The 16631-nt window shown below is 59.0% G+C and carries 14 protein-coding genes; 6 read left to right on the top strand and 8 right to left on the bottom strand.

Going from position 1 to position 16631, the window contains the following annotated elements; genetic code table 11:
• Positions 1-24: 24 nt before the first annotated feature.
• Positions 25-1467, bottom strand: a complete 1443-nt coding sequence (treP, locus tag HZ99_RS23185) for a PTS system trehalose-specific EIIBC component (RefSeq protein ID WP_038446334.1) — start codon at positions 1465-1467, stop codon at positions 25-27.
• Positions 1468-1674: 207 nt separating this feature from the next.
• On the opposite strand from treP, the gene treR reads away from it, so the two are divergent.
• On the top strand, positions 1675-2379 hold the full coding sequence (gene treR, locus HZ99_RS23180; RefSeq protein ID WP_038446333.1) for a trehalose operon repressor: 705 nt from the start codon (positions 1675-1677) through the stop codon (positions 2377-2379).
• Between the two features lie 256 nt (positions 2380-2635).
• Here treR and HZ99_RS23175 read toward each other — a convergent pair whose 3' ends face one another.
• The gene (locus tag HZ99_RS23175; RefSeq protein ID WP_038446332.1) at positions 2636-3907 is read right to left on the bottom strand and encodes an OprD family porin; all 1272 of its coding nucleotides are present in this window, start codon (positions 3905-3907) and stop codon (positions 2636-2638) included.
• Positions 3908-4342: 435 nt separating this feature from the next.
• Positions 4343-4900 carry a carboxymuconolactone decarboxylase family protein gene (locus tag HZ99_RS23170; protein ID WP_038446331.1) on the bottom strand — a complete coding sequence of 186 codons (558 nt, stop codon included), beginning with the start codon at positions 4898-4900 and terminating at the stop codon, positions 4343-4345.
• Between the two features lie 115 nt (positions 4901-5015).
• Between HZ99_RS23170 and HZ99_RS23165 the strand changes: the two genes are divergently transcribed.
• Both HZ99_RS23165 and HZ99_RS23160 read left to right on the top strand, forming a co-directional pair.
• Positions 5016-5882 carry an AraC family transcriptional regulator gene (locus HZ99_RS23165; protein WP_038446330.1) on the top strand — a complete coding sequence of 289 codons (867 nt, stop codon included), beginning with the start codon at positions 5016-5018 and terminating at the stop codon, positions 5880-5882.
• 292 nt (positions 5883-6174) lie between these two features.
• Positions 6175-6537, top strand: a complete 363-nt coding sequence (locus tag HZ99_RS23160; RefSeq protein ID WP_038446329.1) for a DoxX family protein — start codon at positions 6175-6177, stop codon at positions 6535-6537.
• 189 nt (positions 6538-6726) lie between these two features.
• Here the strand turns inward: HZ99_RS23160 and HZ99_RS23155 are convergent, their stop codons facing one another.
• From HZ99_RS23155 to HZ99_RS23135, 5 genes are all read right to left on the bottom strand, one after another.
• Positions 6727-7776, bottom strand: coding sequence for an alpha/beta fold hydrolase (locus HZ99_RS23155; protein WP_038446328.1), 1050 nt, complete (start codon positions 7774-7776; stop codon positions 6727-6729).
• 519 nt (positions 7777-8295) lie between these two features.
• Complete coding sequence (gene guaA, locus HZ99_RS23150; protein ID WP_038446327.1) at positions 8296-9873, bottom strand: glutamine-hydrolyzing GMP synthase; 1578 nt, start codon at positions 9871-9873, stop codon at positions 8296-8298.
• An 80-nt stretch (positions 9874-9953) separates the two neighbouring features.
• Positions 9954-11423 carry an IMP dehydrogenase gene (gene guaB / locus HZ99_RS23145; RefSeq protein ID WP_038446326.1) on the bottom strand — a complete coding sequence of 490 codons (1470 nt, stop codon included), beginning with the start codon at positions 11421-11423 and terminating at the stop codon, positions 9954-9956.
• Positions 11424-11643: 220 nt separating this feature from the next.
• Positions 11644-12192, bottom strand: coding sequence for a hypothetical protein (locus HZ99_RS23140; protein WP_038446325.1), 549 nt, complete (start codon positions 12190-12192; stop codon positions 11644-11646).
• A gap of 161 nt (positions 12193-12353) precedes the next feature.
• Complete coding sequence (locus HZ99_RS23135; protein ID WP_038446324.1) at positions 12354-13121, bottom strand: sulfite exporter TauE/SafE family protein; 768 nt, start codon at positions 13119-13121, stop codon at positions 12354-12356.
• 99 nt (positions 13122-13220) lie between these two features.
• Between HZ99_RS23135 and HZ99_RS23130 the strand changes: the two genes are divergently transcribed.
• Genes HZ99_RS23130 through HZ99_RS23120 form a run of 3 tightly spaced genes read left to right on the top strand, consistent with a single transcriptional unit; the run spans position 13221 to position 16346 of the window.
• Positions 13221-14111 carry a LysR family transcriptional regulator gene (locus HZ99_RS23130; protein WP_038446323.1) on the top strand — a complete coding sequence of 297 codons (891 nt, stop codon included), beginning with the start codon at positions 13221-13223 and terminating at the stop codon, positions 14109-14111.
• A gap of 30 nt (positions 14112-14141) precedes the next feature.
• Entirely contained in the window at positions 14142-15521 is a 1380-nt protein-coding gene (xseA, locus tag HZ99_RS23125) for an exodeoxyribonuclease VII large subunit (protein WP_038446322.1), read from the top strand.
• Positions 15522-15524: 3 nt separating this feature from the next.
• On the top strand, positions 15525-16346 hold the full coding sequence (locus HZ99_RS23120; protein ID WP_038446321.1) for a M23 family metallopeptidase: 822 nt from the start codon (positions 15525-15527) through the stop codon (positions 16344-16346).
• The last annotated feature ends 285 nt before the right edge of the window (positions 16347-16631 follow it).

Raw genomic sequence — 16631 nt, 5'->3', positions numbered from 1 at the left:
CGGCTTGCCGGCGATAGCAATGGATCAGGCGACGCGATACCCCGGCCGAACAATCTTCATGCTCAACGCACAGGTCAGAACAAACGGTACGACCATCGCGATAACCATCCCGATCACAAAACTGGGGATGTACTGCGGAATGATCGAGATGAATCCAGGCAACCCACCGACGCCGATGGCCGACGCCTGCACCTTGTTCAGCGAGAGGAAAATGCCGCCCAGGGCCGAGCCGAGCAAGGCGGCATAGAACGGGAACTTGAAGCGCAGGTTCACCCCGAACATCGCCGGTTCAGTGATGCCGAAATAGGCGGAAACCGCCGAAGTCGAGGCCATGCTTTTGTCCCGCGCATTGCGGCTCATGTAGAACACCCCCAGGGCCGCGCTGCCCTGGGCCAGGTTGGACATGACGATCATCGGCCAGATAAACGTGCCGCCCTGGGTCGAGATCAGTTGTAGGTCCACGGCAAGGAACATGTGGTGCATGCCGGTGATTACCAGCGGCGCATACAGCAGGCCGAAAATCGCCCCGCCGACCATCGGCGCCAGGTCGAACAGAGTGACCACCCCTTCGGTGATCAGAATGCCGAGATGACGGGTCACCGGGCCGATGATTGCCAGGGCCAGCACGCCGGTGACGACGATGGTGGTGATCGGTACGACGAGCAATTGAATGGCATTCGGTACCCGCGCCCGCAGCCATTTTTCAATCACGCTCATGACGTAGGCGGCCATCAGGATCGGCAGGATCTGGCCTTGATAGCCAACCTTCTCGATCTGGAACCAACCCAGGATATCGAAGTACGGCAGGCTCTGGCCGTCGAGCCCGGCCACCGCCTTGCCGTAGTTCCAGGCATTGAGCAGATCCGGGTGGACCAGCATCAGGCCAAGCACGATGCCGAGGATTTCACTGCCGCCAAAGCGCTTGGCCGCCGACCAGCCCACCAGCGCCGGCAGGAACACAAACGAAGTGTTGGCCATCAGGTTGATCAAGCTCCACAGGCCATCCAGGTTCGGATAAGCCTCCAGCAGCGTCTGGTCCTCGATGAACATGCCCTTGGCGCCCATCAGGTTGTTCACGCCCATCAACAGGCCGGCGATGATCAACGCCGGCAAAATCGGCATGAACACATCGGAGAACACCCGCACCAGTCGCTGCATGGCGTTGGTCTTGTCGGCGCCCTTCTTCTTCACGTCGGCGATGGTGGCGGCGGCGAGGCCAGTCTGTTCGCGCAGGGCGGCGTAGACCTTCTCTACTTCACCCGGGCCGATAACGATCTGGAACAGGCCGCCGGTGAAGAACGAGCCCTTGACCAGGTCGACCTGGTTCAACGCACTGGCGTTGACCAGGCCCGGGTCCTTGAGCGCCAGGCGCAGGCGCGTCACGCAGTGGGCCGCTTGCTCAAGGTTGTCGCTGCCCCCGAGGTTCTGGAGAATCTCGCGGGCGATAGTTGAATAGTCGTGGCTCATGCTTGTTCTTCCACCTTGGATTCTTGTTATCGGCAGCACGTCGAGGGCAAAAGTACTCGTCTGTACGAGTTAAAGCAACAACTCGTCTGTACGAGTCAGGAAAGATTTATGGCCTGTAGGATGGTTATCGGTGAGTCCAATGGACAAACCGCACCTCTGCCTCTAAGGTTCCTGCCTTGAACGCAAACGCGGCACAGAGCCCTCTCCATGAGTAAATACAACCAGATCTACACCGATCTGCTTGCCAGCATCACCACTGAACGCCTGCAACGCGGCACGCGCCTGCCTTCCGAAACCGAATTGATGGAAACCTACCAGGCGAGCCGTGGCACCGTGCGTCGGGCCATCGAGCAGTTGCAGGAACGCGGGTTTGCACAAAAAATCCATGGCAAGGGCACCTTCGTGCTGTCACCCAACCCGATTGAGTTTCAACTGGGCGGCATCGTCAGCTTCCACGAGACCCACGCCGACCTGGGCGATGACGTACGTACCGAAGTGGTCGAGTTCACTCAATTACCTCTGGAAGGCTCGCTGCTGCAGCATATCGAGGCCGAACCCGGCACGCTGATCACCCGCATCAAGCGCGTGCGGCGCATTGGCGGCAAACGGGTGATCCTCGACATCAACCACTTCGTCGCCGACCTGATCCCCGGGCTGGACCAGACGATTGCCGCACAGTCGATCTACGCCTTTATCGAGCAGACGCTGCAGCTGCAAATCAGCTACGCCCAGCGCACCATCGAGGCGCTGCCACGTGGCAAGGACGATCAGGCGCACCTGGACCTCGACGGTCAGAGCCATGTGATTGTGGTGAGCAACCAGACGTTTTTGCAGGATGGGCGGCAGTTCGAGTACACCGAATCGCGGCATACGTTGGACAAGTTTTACTTTTCGGATATTGCACGGCGGTAAGCCGCAAACAACCATGAACCGTCCAGACAAATGGCATGAACAGTTCCCCGATGCGCAATGCCCCTTCGATCACACCCTGGCGCAGCGCATCGCCTTTTACTGCCTGCTGGACGAGTTTTTCTAAGCCAACAAAGCGTTGTGCCGGTCACGGGCAAAGGTCTTTCCCGTGATCGGCGAACAAACCGAAATGCCCACGGGATTCTCCACGTTGACCGGTGAACACGACGCTGCCGCGTCTTTGAAAAAATCACGCGCCTTAAAAGATATTGATGGGGTACTCGGTAATAACCCTGACCTCATTGAGATCAGGCGCACCATCGCCACTGAAGCGATGCATCGCATAACGGACCTGCATTGAAAGGTCCTTGAGCGTTCCCGCCTGAACAACATATTTAGCCCGAAAATCCTTCTCGCTCTGAGTTTCAGCGTCGGCCAGATAACCATAACGACCATTGGCATCCAAATGCTTGCCGTCAATGTCGTAACCGTAAACATATCGTGCGCCAACAGAAAGGCCCGGGATACCAAGACCCCTCATATCGTAATTATAAGTAAGCCCCCAAGACTGCTCATTGGGCGAGTTGAAATCACCGTACTGGGATGAGTTCGCCAAATATATACCGTTGGTGTAACCACCGTCCGAGGTTTTAAGATAATCAAATGGCTGATCGCCACTAATCTTCTGATAAGCCAAGGTGATCTTATGGGTATCATAGGTGTAGGTAGTGGCCAGCGACCAGGCCGTAACATTGATAGGCCCGGCAAGTGACTTGCCTTCGTTCAGCGTCCTATAGATATTGAAATCAAAATCCAATTGTTCTTTCGAGCCTACTTGAAAAACATGATTGGCATTTGCATAGTACTGTCGCCATATATCCTCCACTCGGGAGGCATACGCCGTAAACCTTGTATTTTTATCATAGCGGTACTTCAACCCCGCATAACTGACATTTCCGCCCTCAACCCCCGCATAACCTGCACTGAACCCACCATCATGGCGAGTGCTGACATAGCCCTTGCTTGAGGTGAAATACCCGGCATCCAACGACACATTGGCGATCTCATCGCTGGTGATATGCCACCCCCTCGTGGTTATAGGGACCAACCTGGAGTCGGGCATGGCAAATATTGGAGCATCGGGGCGAAGGTCGCCGTATTTGAGGATTGTCTTAGACACGCGCATTTTCACTGCACCACCCGCAGAGCTGGATTCATCTTCGGGTTTGTTTCCGTCCAGAGGGAAAAGCCCTGACCCTCTCGGCCCACCATCGAGTTTCAATACTGAGTAAGCAGACGCATCAACACCGAAACCAACCAGGCCCTGAGTAAATCCCGATGTATAGTCCAGACGAAATGATTGCCCCCATCCTCGGGGGTCACGACCACCACTTTTGACATCGCGATTGAAATACATATTTCTCAAAAGTAAATCGAGCGTGCTTTGCTCTATGAACCCTTCGGGTTTCCCTGAGGTTTTTTCTTCGGCACTGCTAGAACCAGTGACGCCGAGCAAGAAACCCACAGACACGCCGACACAAACCTTTCTCATTATTTTGCCCCCAAGTTTAACGCTATAAAATCAACGCCTAGACTAAGGACACTTTATTAAAAGTCTGCGATTAAATTTACATATTGCAAAATTGTAATTTCATGGAAATCTTTTTGATACTTAAACGGCCACGCAGAATCCGTCTCGACCATTCATTTTTTACACTTATTCTTTCGCTTTTAAATCACGCAGTTTGGTACCGGCCAGCGTCGGATATAGCAGGTCAAATATTCACCCGCCTGGCTCATACAACTGACGACGAGGTACTGAAAGATGCCCCGCCGCAAGCTCATAGTTATTTCGAGCGTAAAACCGCAAGGCATTTGGAGCAACGCTCCCCCCACAGTGGCGGTACCTCTCCCCGCCCACCCGACACGGTCAGGCGGACAGGCAGTGGTGACCCCGACGCTGCGTTTACTTCAGGCGCGTCCACGCCTCACTGGCAAACTCCGGATTGGTGGTGGTGCCAGTGAGATGGTTAGCATAGTTACTCAGGGTCTTCATGGTGACACCCAACACCACTTCGAGCGCCTGGCGTGGGGTGTAACCTGCGGCCAGAAAGGCTTCCAGCGGTGCGCCGACAACCCAGCCACGCTCCTGCACCATCGTGCGGGTGAACGCCGCCAGGGCCTGCAACTTTGGATCAGGTAACGTGCCACGCGCTCGCAACGCATCGACCACTGCATCGGGAGCCTTGGCCATCTTGCGTGCCATCATCGAGTGCGCAGCTACACAGAACTCACAGCCGTTCTCGGCACTGGCAGCCAGCATGACCACTTGGCGCTCGATCAAGCTGAACGAGGTTTTGTCGAACTGGTTCGACAGGTCGAAGTAGGCGTCCAACGCCGGCGGCGCCTCGGCCAGGTGTGCGTAGAGATTCGGCACGAAGCCGAAGCGCTTCTTCCCTGCCTGAAGCTTGTCACGGGCGGCCTCAGGGGCGGATTCGGGGGTGTGCTGGGGAAAATGGCTCATGGTGGCTGGTCCTTGGTAGTGTGATTACGTGCCAACCAGTATGGGCAGCCCCACTTAATGCGCCCATGTCCACGGCACGCGCATACTTACCCGATCGTCTTGGTCTGGAGAAAAGATGGACGCGCTAAGCGAATTGATGCATCACCTGCACTTGCGCACGCGGGTGTTTCACCGCAGCACTCATTGCGGCCGCTGGGATGTGGACGCGGATTACGAGCAAAAGGCCATGTTCCACCTGGTTGCCAGCGGCCGATGCCTGCTGCGGACCACGGGTGTCGCCGCCGACACAACACTGCAGGCAGGGGATGCGGTGATCTTCACCTCACCCTGCGACCATGTATTGATGTCGATGCCGGACGCGCAAGCCTCGGATGTGACACTGCTGCTGTGCGGCTATTTCGAATTCGATTCTCCGTTAGCGGCGGTACTGCTGGCTTCGCTCCCCGCCTCATTGCTCCTGCCTGGACCGTCCACGGGCGGCCAAGGCAACCTGGGCACGCCGGGGTCCCTGCTTGGCCTGATCGTTGCCGAGGCGCAGAACGAGGCCCCTGGGGCGAGCGTAATGATGGAAAAACTCTCCGACGCGTTGTTCATGTATGCAGTACGCCAGTGCCTGGCCGACGGCAGCATACAGAGCGGCCTGCTGCTGGGGCTCTCTGACCCGCGCATCGGCACCGCCCTACTGGCCATGCATCAACATCCAGCGCAGCCGTGGACCGTGGCGACGCTGGCCGAGCGCGGTCACCTGTCACGGGCAGCGTTCGCACGGCGTTTCAGCGCGTGCGTTGGTATGTCACCACTGGAGTACCTGACACGCGTGCGCATGCAAGTGGCCCGCACGGCGATTACCGAGCGCAGGGCCGCCGTATCGGAGGCGGCCGCGCTGGCCGGGTATGCCACCGAAGCGGCATTTAACAGGGCTTTCAAGCGCATGCACGGCTATCCACCGGGCGCTCTGAAACCCCTCCGGTTACTCGCGTAAATCCTCTAGGCCCGAGGGCCCGAAAGGCTCATGAGGGCCTTGAATACGTATGCCCGGTTTTAGCCTCTTGGATCGCGAGGCGTCAGAAGACACAATCCCGCAGACGAGGGGACACGCTACCGGCACAGTCCCTGGCGCGGTACTTTGTGAACAGGGTCGCGATGGAAGCACAACTGCAGCAGGTGCTGATTGGCCTCGTAGTCGTGCCACTGCCCAAGCAGCAGGCCCGCAGCGTTGTCGACAATGCCGTGACCGTCTCTCTTTACGGCACATCCATTTGAAGGAGTAAACCATGCAGCTCAGCCGATTTACCTGGAAGGCACTCCTGGCCCTCATCCTTGCCGCATTCTTCCTTGTGGGCGCAGTAGGCAATATCTTCGTAAGCGAGCAGATTGCCGCGGACTACGCACGTTGGGGGTACCCAGACTGGTTCCACGTCCTTACGGGCTTGTTGGAATTATTGGCTGCCGCGCTGCTGCTTCTGAAGCCATTGCGCTTCTTGGGTGGGCTGGTCGGCGCCAGCATCATGATCGCGGCCAGTGCAACGGTGTTGCTGCACGGCGAGTACCTGCATTCGATCGCACCGCTGGTGGTACTGATCATCGCAGTGTCAGTGGCCTGGCTTCATCGCCCCCAGCGCGATGGCAAGCCGTAAACGACTCTCAGTAGTCGTAGCGCAAGATGAGGGTAGCGGTGGGCGATACCGCGCCATACACCCCGTCGCGGCATACGTTGGATAAGTTTTGCTTTTCGGATATTGCACGGCGATAGAGGCGGATCTCGACCAAGCCAGATCGGACGCAGGCAGCCAAGGGCGGCCTGCGCTTCGTTGCTGACTCAGTGCTCAGGGTGTATCAAGAAAGCGGCTCAACTCGGCAGTCACTTGCGGTGCGCACTCCTCGACCATCCAGTGACCACAGCCTGGAAGGACTTTGCCGGTGTATTGCGAAGCATCACTGACAAAGCGTGCGGCCATTTGCTTGGTCAGCACATCGTTGACGCCTTGCTGACCGGTCAGCGCCATCGATGGGATCTTCAGCAACTTGCCGTCAGCCAACAGAGCTTCGTTCTGTGCAATCGAGTTTGCGTGGGATTTGTAGTAACCAAATGCCGCATGCAATCGTTCGCGGGTCGAGTAAGGCTCGATCAACTCGCTGAGCAATTGAGGCGTGAACAGCTCTTTTTTGCCCGCGTAAGTCTTGATGAAGTACGAAAAAAACAGGTTTGGATCAGCAGCGATTTGCTTCTCGGCGATATCACCGAAACTGAAGTAGCCGAAGTGCCAACCAAGCCCCGGCCCTGACGAGGTGTAGCCTGGGTAAGTGAACATCTCGCGATCGGGAATCGGCGAGTCCATGAACACCACTTTCTTGATAAAGCTACCCTGGTTGCGGGCTACGAACGGGTAAGAGGCCGAGTTGCCCAGGTCATGGCTGACAAAGTCGATGGATTGTGCCGCCGTGATTTTTTTTACCGCGCCCAGCAGGAGCCTGGAGACATTTTCAGCCGAGTAGTCGTCGCCCTTGATGGGACCAGACTGTCCAAGGCCGGGTAGATCAACAGCAATCACCGTGCGTTTTTTGGCAAAAACCTGCATCACCGGCTCCCACATCTTCCAGGTGGATCCAAAGCCGTGGAGAAAGATGACCGGCGTCCCACCGCGGCCCCCCTCGACATAATGGATACGGACACCGTCGACCTCGACAAATTTGCTCGATAGCCCGGCAGCATACTGGTACTGCCCCTGATGATTACTCTTGACCGCATCAAACTGCTGGCGAGACACACCGGGAGGTGTGTCGATCGATTTCATCGCAGGATCGTATCCCGCCCATACCATAGATGAGCCGGTCAGCAAGGAAGATAAAAGGACTGCTGATAAGACTTTTTTCATGATTTTTTAGGTCCTGGCCAAACGATCGACGCAGGCTGTCAATGGCGCCTACTGACCGCCGTCGAATGAAGGGATTGAGAAAAAAGGAAGCGTCTGGCGACCAAGAGAACATCCCCCACATGCCGAAGCTTTGCAGCAATGAGCTGTAGAGTTTTAGACATGACGAAATAGCGCTTGGAAAACAGCCGCCCACATAATGTATCGATCACTATGTAATGTTATCCAGCAAGCCTTCGTCAACTATAATTTATCGATCACTACAATTTTAATCACCTGCGCTCGTGGCCGCAGCGTTGAGCTCAGAAGGCTTTTACTCAGACAGGAAATGTTTTGGCAGGGCGGGTGATACCACGTGCAGGTTCGCCCGGCAGCGCAATAACCAAAGAATAAAGAAGGGGGGGACGCGAAATATCTGGGTGTGGAAGCAGACAGGAGGACCACGATTAGCCCTCCCGATAGGTTGATTGCGCTATCGCCGACGCACTACCACGCTGGCGATAGGCATTGAAACGCTAGAGATCATTCCCACTCAATCGTCGCCGGCGGCTTGCTCGACACGTCATAGGTAACGCGCGAGATACCTTCGATCTCATTGATGATACGGCCGCTGACAGTCTCCAGCAGTTCGTACGGCAGGTGTGCCCAGCGGGCGGTCATGAAGTCGATGGTTTCTACGGCACGCAGGGCCACGACCCAGGCGTAGCGACGGCCGTCACCGACCACGCCAACCGATTTCACTGGCTGGAACACGACGAAAGCCTGGCTGACCTTGTGGTACCAGTCGGCCTTGCGCAGTTCTTCGATGAAGATGTGGTCGGCACGACGCAGCAGGTCGGCGTATTCCTTCTTCACTTCACCGAGGATGCGCACGCCCAGGCCCGGGCCCGGGAACGGGTGGCGGTAGACCATGTCGTACGGCAGGCCCAGCTCCAGGCCCAGACGGCGGACTTCGTCCTTGAACAGTTCGCGCAGTGGTTCTACCAGCTTGAGGTTCATCTCCTCAGGCAGGCCACCGACGTTGTGGTGGGACTTGATCACATGGGCCTTGCCGCTCTTGGCGCCAGCCGACTCGATCACGTCAGGGTAGATGGTGCCCTGGGCAAGGTACTTGATGTTGTCCAGTTTGTTGGACTGGGCATCGAATACGTCGATGAAGGTGCGACCAATGATCTTGCGCTTCTTCTCCGGGTCGGACTCGCCGGCCAGGTTGTTCAAGAACTGATCTTCTGCATTGGCGCGGATCACCTTGACGCCCATGTTCTCGGCGAACATGGCCATCACTTGCTCACCTTCGTGCAGGCGCAGCAGGCCGTTATCGACGAATACGCAGGTCAGTTGGTCGCCGATGGCCTTGTGCAGCAGCGCCGCGACCACGGAGGAGTCAACGCCGCCGGACAGGCCGAGCAATACGTTGTCGGTGCCGACCTGGGCGCGCACGCTGGCAATGGCGTCTTCAGCGATTTTCGACGGGGTCCACAGGGCTTCACACTCGCAGATGTCGAGGATGAAACGCGACAGGATGCGCCCGCCTTGCTTGGTGTGGGTCACTTCCGGGTGGAACTGCACGCCGTAGTAACGACGCTCGTCGCTGAACATGCCGGCGATCGGGCAGCTCGGGGTGCTGGCCAGGATGTGGAAGTCTTCCGGCATCCGGGTGACTTTGTCACCGTGGCTCATCCAGACATCGAGGCCGAACAGGCCGTCGGCGTCGACGTGGTCTTCGATGCCGTCCAGCAGGCGGCTCTTGCCGACCACGTCCACACGGGCATAACCGAACTCACGCAGTTCGGAGCCTTCAACCTTGCCGCCCAGTTGCTCGGCCATGGTCTGCATGCCGTAGCAGATACCAAACACTGGCACGCCCAGGTCGAATACCGCTTGCGGGCAACGCGGGCTGTTGGCTTCGTGCACGGACTCGGGGCCGCCGGCGAGGATGACGCCTTTAGGAGCGAATTCGCGAATCGCTTCGTCGTCCATGTCGAACGGATGCAGTTCGCAGTACACGCCGATTTCACGCACGCGGCGGGCGATCAGTTGGGTGTACTGGGAACCGAAGTCGAGGATCAGGATGCGGTGGGCGTGAATGTCGAGGGCCATGAAGTCAGTCTCGTCTAATGAATCAGAAACAACTCGGGGCTGAAGAACAGCCCCGGTTACTTAACGTTTTGCTGGAAGCCTCAACCTACGCGGTAGTTTGGCGCTTCCTTGGTGATCTGCACGTCGTGGACATGGGATTCCGCCATGCCGGCGCCGGTGATCCGTACGAACTCTGGCTTGGTGCGCATTTCTTCGATGTCGGCGCTGCCGGTGTAGCCCATCGAGGAACGCAGGCCGCCCATCAGTTGATGGATGATGGCGCTCAGGGTGCCCTTGTACGGCACACGCCCTTCGATGCCTTCCGGTACGAGCTTCTCGGCGCCTGCCGAGGAGTCCTGGAAGTAGCGGTCGGAAGAGCCTTGCGCCTGGGACATGGCGCCCAGCGAACCCATGCCACGGTAAGCCTTGTACGAACGGCCCTGGAACAGTTCGATCTCGCCTGGGGCTTCTTCAGTACCGGCAAACATCGAGCCCATCATCACGCAGGAAGCACCGGCAACGATGGCCTTGGACAGGTCACCGGAGAAACGGATGCCACCATCGGCGATCAACGGCACGCCAGTGCCTTCAAGGGCAGCGGCGACATTGGCGATGGCGCTGATTTGCGGCACGCCCACACCCGCGACGATCCGCGTGGTGCAGATCGAGCCAGGGCCGATACCGACCTTGACGGCGTCAGCGCCGGCTTCGGCCAGGGCCTTGGCGGCAGCGCCGGTGGCGATGTTGCCGCCGATCACCTGTACGTCAGGGAAGTTCTGCTTGACCCAGCGCACGCGGTCGATCACGCCTTTGGAGTGGCCGTGGGCGGTGTCGACCACCACCACGTCAACACCGGCAGCGACCAGGGCCGAAACGCGGTCGCCGGTGTCTTTACCGGTACCAACGGCGGCGCCAACGCGCAGACGACCTTGGTCATCCTTGCTGGCCAGCGGGTAAGCCTTGGCTTTTTCGATGTCGTTGACGGTCATCATGCCTTTGAGGGCAAATTTTTCGTCGACGATCAGCACGCGCTCAATGCGGTGCTTGTGCAGCAGTTCACGCACATCGTTCTTGTCGGCGCCTTCCTTGACAGTGACGAGGCGCTCTTTGGGCGTCATCACTTCGCGGACGGTGACTTCAAGACGGTTTTCAAAGCGCACGTCACGGGAAGTGACGATGCCGACCAGGTCGCCATCGTGCAGCACTGGCACACCGGAAATGTTGTGCAGGCGGGTCAGGTCGAACAGGTCGCGTACGGTGGCGTCGGCTTCGATGGTGATCGGATCCTTCACCACACCGGCTTCGTAACGCTTGACCTTGCGCACTTCGGCTGCTTGCTGCTCGATGGTCATGTTCTTGTGAATGATGCCGATGCCGCCTTCCTGAGCCATGGCGATTGCCAGACGGGCTTCAGTGACGGTGTCCATGGCAGCGGAAACCAGAGGAATATTCAGCTCGATGCCACGGGTTAGGCGGGTCTTGAGACTGACTTCGTTAGGAAGCACCTCGGAATAACCGGGCACTAGGAGAATGTCGTCGAATGTCAGAGCTTCTTGGCTGATACGCAGCATCGCGGGGGCTCCCGAGCGGGAAAATGGAAGCGCGCCATTATATACATGCCCCCTGCCAGGCTCAATGTAAAACTCTGACAAACTTGGTAATACTGATAGATGGGTAAAACCGGTCTCTGTAGGAGCCGGCTTGCCGGCGATGACGTTCTCTGGTTTGGCGCAAGGCTCAGGGCGCCATCGCCGGCAAGCCGGGCCCCTACAAGGTTGGGCGTCGACGGTTTTAGAGTTCGACTTTGACCCAACTGATTTTCTGATCGAGCCAATCGCCGAGCTCGTCGATAAAGCTCTGCTTGAAGCCCGCCTCCGCCCAGTTGTTGAAGATAAAGCCCAGATTGGAAAAGCCGCATTCCTGCAGGAACAGGAAGCCGTTGATATCGTCCTCATGCCCACACAGCGGGCAGGTGAAGTTATCGGTGTGGCCGGGCATCCAGTCCTCCAGGCTGTCGAACAGCGCCTCGCCGACTTCCTTGAGGCACTCCGGGCAGCCGGCTTCTTCGAGAAAGCCCTTGGCTGGGGTATAGATGCAGCGCTTGTAGATGATTTCCAGGCCATTGACCGGTTCGTTGAACGGCAGTGCCTCGGGGTGCAGCACCACGGCGCGGGCACCGTCGGCCAGGGCGTAGCCCATGCGGTTGCCGGTACGTCCGCAGGTGGTCAGTTCTTCCTTGACGATGTTTTTGCGCACCAGCCAGCGCACGATGGCCCGGGCGCGGGGTTCGTGGACGGGCAAGGTGGAGATTTTCGGGACAAGGATGCTTTGGGAATTCATGGGGCCTGAAAGTCCTGCGGTGTGGCGTCTGGCGCGTTCGCGAGCAAGCCCGCTCCCCCATTCGACTGCATTTCTCCTGTAGGAATGCAGTCGAATGGGGGAGCGGGCTTGCTCGCGAAGAGGCCCTAAAGGCTGGCAGCTTAATCCCTGACACCCAGAGGTCAAGTACTCAAATACCGCCCAATCAACGCTATGCCACTGGCCAGCACCAGCCACGTCACCAACCGCACAAATGCCTCCCGGGACATGCGCAGAGTCAAGCGCCTCCCTGCCCACAGCCCGAGGGCCATCGCCGGCAGCAGGCACACCGCCAACACCAGCAGCGGCAATTCGGCGTATACCCCGGCGATCAAAAATAAACTCAGGCGCACCACCGTGCTCGCGCTGATCAACGCACTTTGAGTGGCGCGTGCGCCCTCCTTGGACAGGCGACTGTTGAGATAGATCGCATATAAAAAGCCACCACTGCCAAACAGAGCACCAAACAAACCGCCCACCACGCCCATGGGTACCGACCAGCCGACAGCCAGGGCCGTGGGCTTGGCCCTTACCGCCAGGCTGTAGATGGCATAGGCGCTGATAAACAGCCCCATCAACAACAGGAGCAGGTCCGAATGCAGGTTGAGCAAGAAGATCACGCCGAGGGTGCAACCAATCGCCATGCACGGCAGCAACCGCAACAGCTCCGGCTTGACCACATTGCGCCGTGATTGCAGGAGGTTGCCAAAGGCCGCGACGAAATCCAGCAGCACCAGCAACGGGATGATCTTCGACAGCGGCATAAAGATAATCAGGATGGGCCCGGCCACCAGCGCCGTGCCAAACCCGGCGATGCCAAACACGATATAGGCCAGGCTAATCCCCAGGCCGATCACCAACCAGTCCAGCACCCCGAACGACCACTGCCCCATCAATTCAACCAGGCTCATGCAATATTCCTTGTCAGTAATGGCCCTCACTTTAGCCAAGCCGGTGTGTTGCGACTAATATCTTCCAAGCCCTCTACCCATCTCGAAAAGGCATGACTTTTGATCTCCACCCGGCAACTGCGTTACTTCGTCGAAATCGCCGAGAGCGGCAGTTTCAGCGCCGCCGCCGAACGCCTGTTCGTCGCGCAATCGGCCCTCAGCCGGCAGATCAAGGAGTTGGAAAACCTCCTGCAAACCCCGCTGTTCGAGCGTACTGCCCGCCAACCACGCCTGACGGCCGCCGGCGAGGCGTTTTACCCACGGGCGCGCAACCTGCTGGGCGAGCTGCACAAGGCCAGTGAATTGGCAACCCAGGTCGGCCAGGGCCAGCTCGGCACCCTGCGCCTGAGCCACTCCAGCACGGTGCCGATGAGTGGGCGCGTACTGCGCGGGATCAGCGCCTGGCTGGCGCAATGCCCCGGGGTGTCATTGGACATCGTCAAGCTGTCCTCTGAGGCGCAACTGGAAGATATTGCCGATGGCCGGCTGGAAGTCGGCCTGCTGCGCCTGCCGGTGCTACGCCAGCGTGAAGGGGTACGCATCGTGCCTTTGTACAAGGAGCCACTGTTGCTGGCAGTCCCGCCGGCCCACCCTTTGGCCCGACACACATCAGCCATTGAACTGGCGCAATTGCAGGACGAGGCCTTTATCTCGATCCCTCACCCGCAGCGCGGTGGCTTGAGCTATTTGTCGGCCGAGTTGTGCATGCGTGCCGGTTTTTTCCCCAAGGCCGCACGGGTGATGTCGCGCAAGACCACCCAATTGCAACTGATCCAGGCTGGATTTGGCATTGCCCTGCTGCCCGCGTCGATGCGCGATATCGCCCCGGCCAACATTCACTTCCTACCCCTGGCCGACCCCGATTGCCAGAGCACCGTGGCCCTGGCGTGCCCACAGGCGCCGAGCGCGTTGGTTGCGCAGTTCTGTCAAACACTGGGCGAATGCCTATAAACTGCCGCCCATGACTAAAGATCTGCTCCCATGATTAAAGACCCGTTTGCCCGCCTGGGCCTGGACCGCGAAGTCCTGACTGTCAGCCAGCTCAACGGCCGTGCGCGGGTGTTGCTGGAGGACGTGTTCAGCAATATCTGGGTCGAAGGCGAGATCTCCAACCTCGCCCGCCCGGCCTCCGGCCATGTGTATTTCACCCTCAAGGACAGTGGCGCGCAGGTGCGTTGTGCACTGTTTCGCAATAACGCCGCGCGGGTGCGCCAGGCGTTGAAGGATGGCCTGGCGGTCAAGGTGCGGGGCAAGGTCTCGCTGTTCGAGGGGCGTGGCGACTACCAGTTGATTCTCGACACGGTGGAACCGGCCGGCGATGGCGCGCTGCGCCTGGCCTTCGATGCCTTGAAGGAAAAACTCAACGCCGAAGGGCTGTTCAGTGCCGAACGCAAAGTGCCACTGCCGGCCCACCCGCGGCGGATCGGTATTATCAGTTCGCCCACGGGCGCGGTGATTCGCGACATCATCAGCGTGTTCGGTCGCCGTGCGCCGAATGTGCAACTGACCCTGATCCCCACTGCCGTGCAGGGCCGCGAAGCCGTGGCGCAGATTGTCCGTGCCCTCAAGCTGGCAGATGCCCGTGGTTTCGATGCACTGATCCTGGCCCGTGGCGGCGGCTCCCTGGAAGACCTCTGGTGCTTCAACGAAGAAGCCGTGGCACGCGCCATCGATGCCTGCGTGACGCCTATCGTTAGTGCCGTCGGCCATGAAACCGATGTGTCCATCAGCGACTTTGTGGCCGATGTGCGCGCCCCCACGCCTTCGGCTGCCGCTGAGTTGCTGGCGCCGGATGCCAGTAACCTGGTACGCCAGGTCGAAAGCCTGCACCGGCGCCTGGTGATGCTGATGCGCAATCGCCTGCTCCATGATCGCCTGCGCCTGGAAGGCATGGCCCGGCGCCTGCGTCATCCCGGTGAACGCCTGCGCCAGCAAGCCCAGCGCCTGGATGACCTGGATATGCGTCTGCGGCGTGCTTTCGAGCGCAGCCTCAACACCCGCCGCGAACGCCTGATCCGCCTGGAGACCCGCCTGGCCGGCCAGCATCCGGGGCGGCAACTGGCCCTGCTGCGCCAACGCCTGGACAGCCTCGCCGAACGCCTGCCCCGCGCCATGCGCGAAGGCCTCAAGGCGCGCCGCCTGCAACTGCAAAGCCAGGTGCAGACGTTGCAGGTGGTCAGCCCGCTGGCGACCCTGGGCCGGGGCTACAGCATCCTGCTGGACGAGCGCGGCCAGGCCATTCGCAATGCCGCGCAAACCCACACCGGCCAGCGCCTGACCGCGCGCCTCGGTGAAGGCCACTTGCAAGTGCGGGTGGAAGACAACCACCTGACACCCGTCACCCTTTCACTACTGGATTGATTGATGCCCCGTCTATTTAGCCTGTTGATGTTGCTGTGCCTCACCGTCAATGCCCACGCCGACAGCTACATCACCCGCACCCTGAACAAGCCGGTGCCCGGTGGCGTGGCTGTCGTTGACCTGGGCCCGGCAACCGCCGCGCCGAAAGCCACCTACCAAGGCAAACCGGTACTGGTGGTCAAGGAACAGGACAACTGGCTGGCCATTGTCGGCATCCCGCTGACGGTAAAACCCGGCAACGAGCGAATCAGCAGCGGCGGGCGCAACCTGCCATTTATCGTCGGTTTCAAGAAGTACCCGGAACAGCGCATCACCCTGAAAAACAAAAGCCAAGTCAACCCCGAGCCGGCACAACTCAAGCGCATCGAGGCCGAACTGGCCGTGCAGCTCAAGGCCTACCGCAGCTTCAGCCCGAACCTGCCAAGCAACCTGGTGCTGGACAAGCCCGTGAACGGCCCGCTGTCGAGCAAGTTCGGCGTGCGTCGTTTCTTCAACGGCGAGGAGCGCAACCCGCATTCAGGCCTGGACTTCGCAGTGCCCGCCGGCACGCCGATCAAGACCCCGGCCAACGGCAAAGTAATCCTGGTCGGCAACTACTTCTTTAACGGCAACACCGTGTTTGTCGACCATGGCCAGGGCTTTATCAGCATGTTCTGCCATATGTCGAAGATTGACGTGAAGGTGGGCCAGCAATTGGTGCGTGGCGCGGTGGTGGGCAAGGTGGGTTCGACGGGGCGGGCGACCGGGCCGCATATGCATTGGAATATCAGCTTGAATGATGCGCGGGTGGATCCGGCGATTTTTATCGGAGCGTTCCAGCCTTGATGTCATCGCTGGACAAACCGGCGTCATCGCGGGCAAGTCAAATCGTCGCACCGCCGCCCCCACAGGGGATTGCATTCCAAAATGTGGGAGCGGGCTTGCCCGCAATGACGCCAGCCCAGTCTCCACTGATTGCGCCCCCTGAAACCCTGACGCAAACAAAACAAAGCCTCCAGACTTTTCCAACCATAAAATCTCGTTTCCTGCCGCAATAGCAGAACTTCTCTCAATTTTTCCCGACTGCTTGCCATCTTTCACCCCGGCGGTTAGGGTTGAGCTTATGAAAAC

This window comes from Pseudomonas fluorescens (assembly GCF_000730425.1).
Classification (GTDB): domain Bacteria; phylum Pseudomonadota; class Gammaproteobacteria; order Pseudomonadales; family Pseudomonadaceae; genus Aquipseudomonas; species Aquipseudomonas fluorescens_X.
Note: the sequence above shows the minus strand (reverse complement) of the source record. Positions and strands in the feature narration are given on the sequence as shown.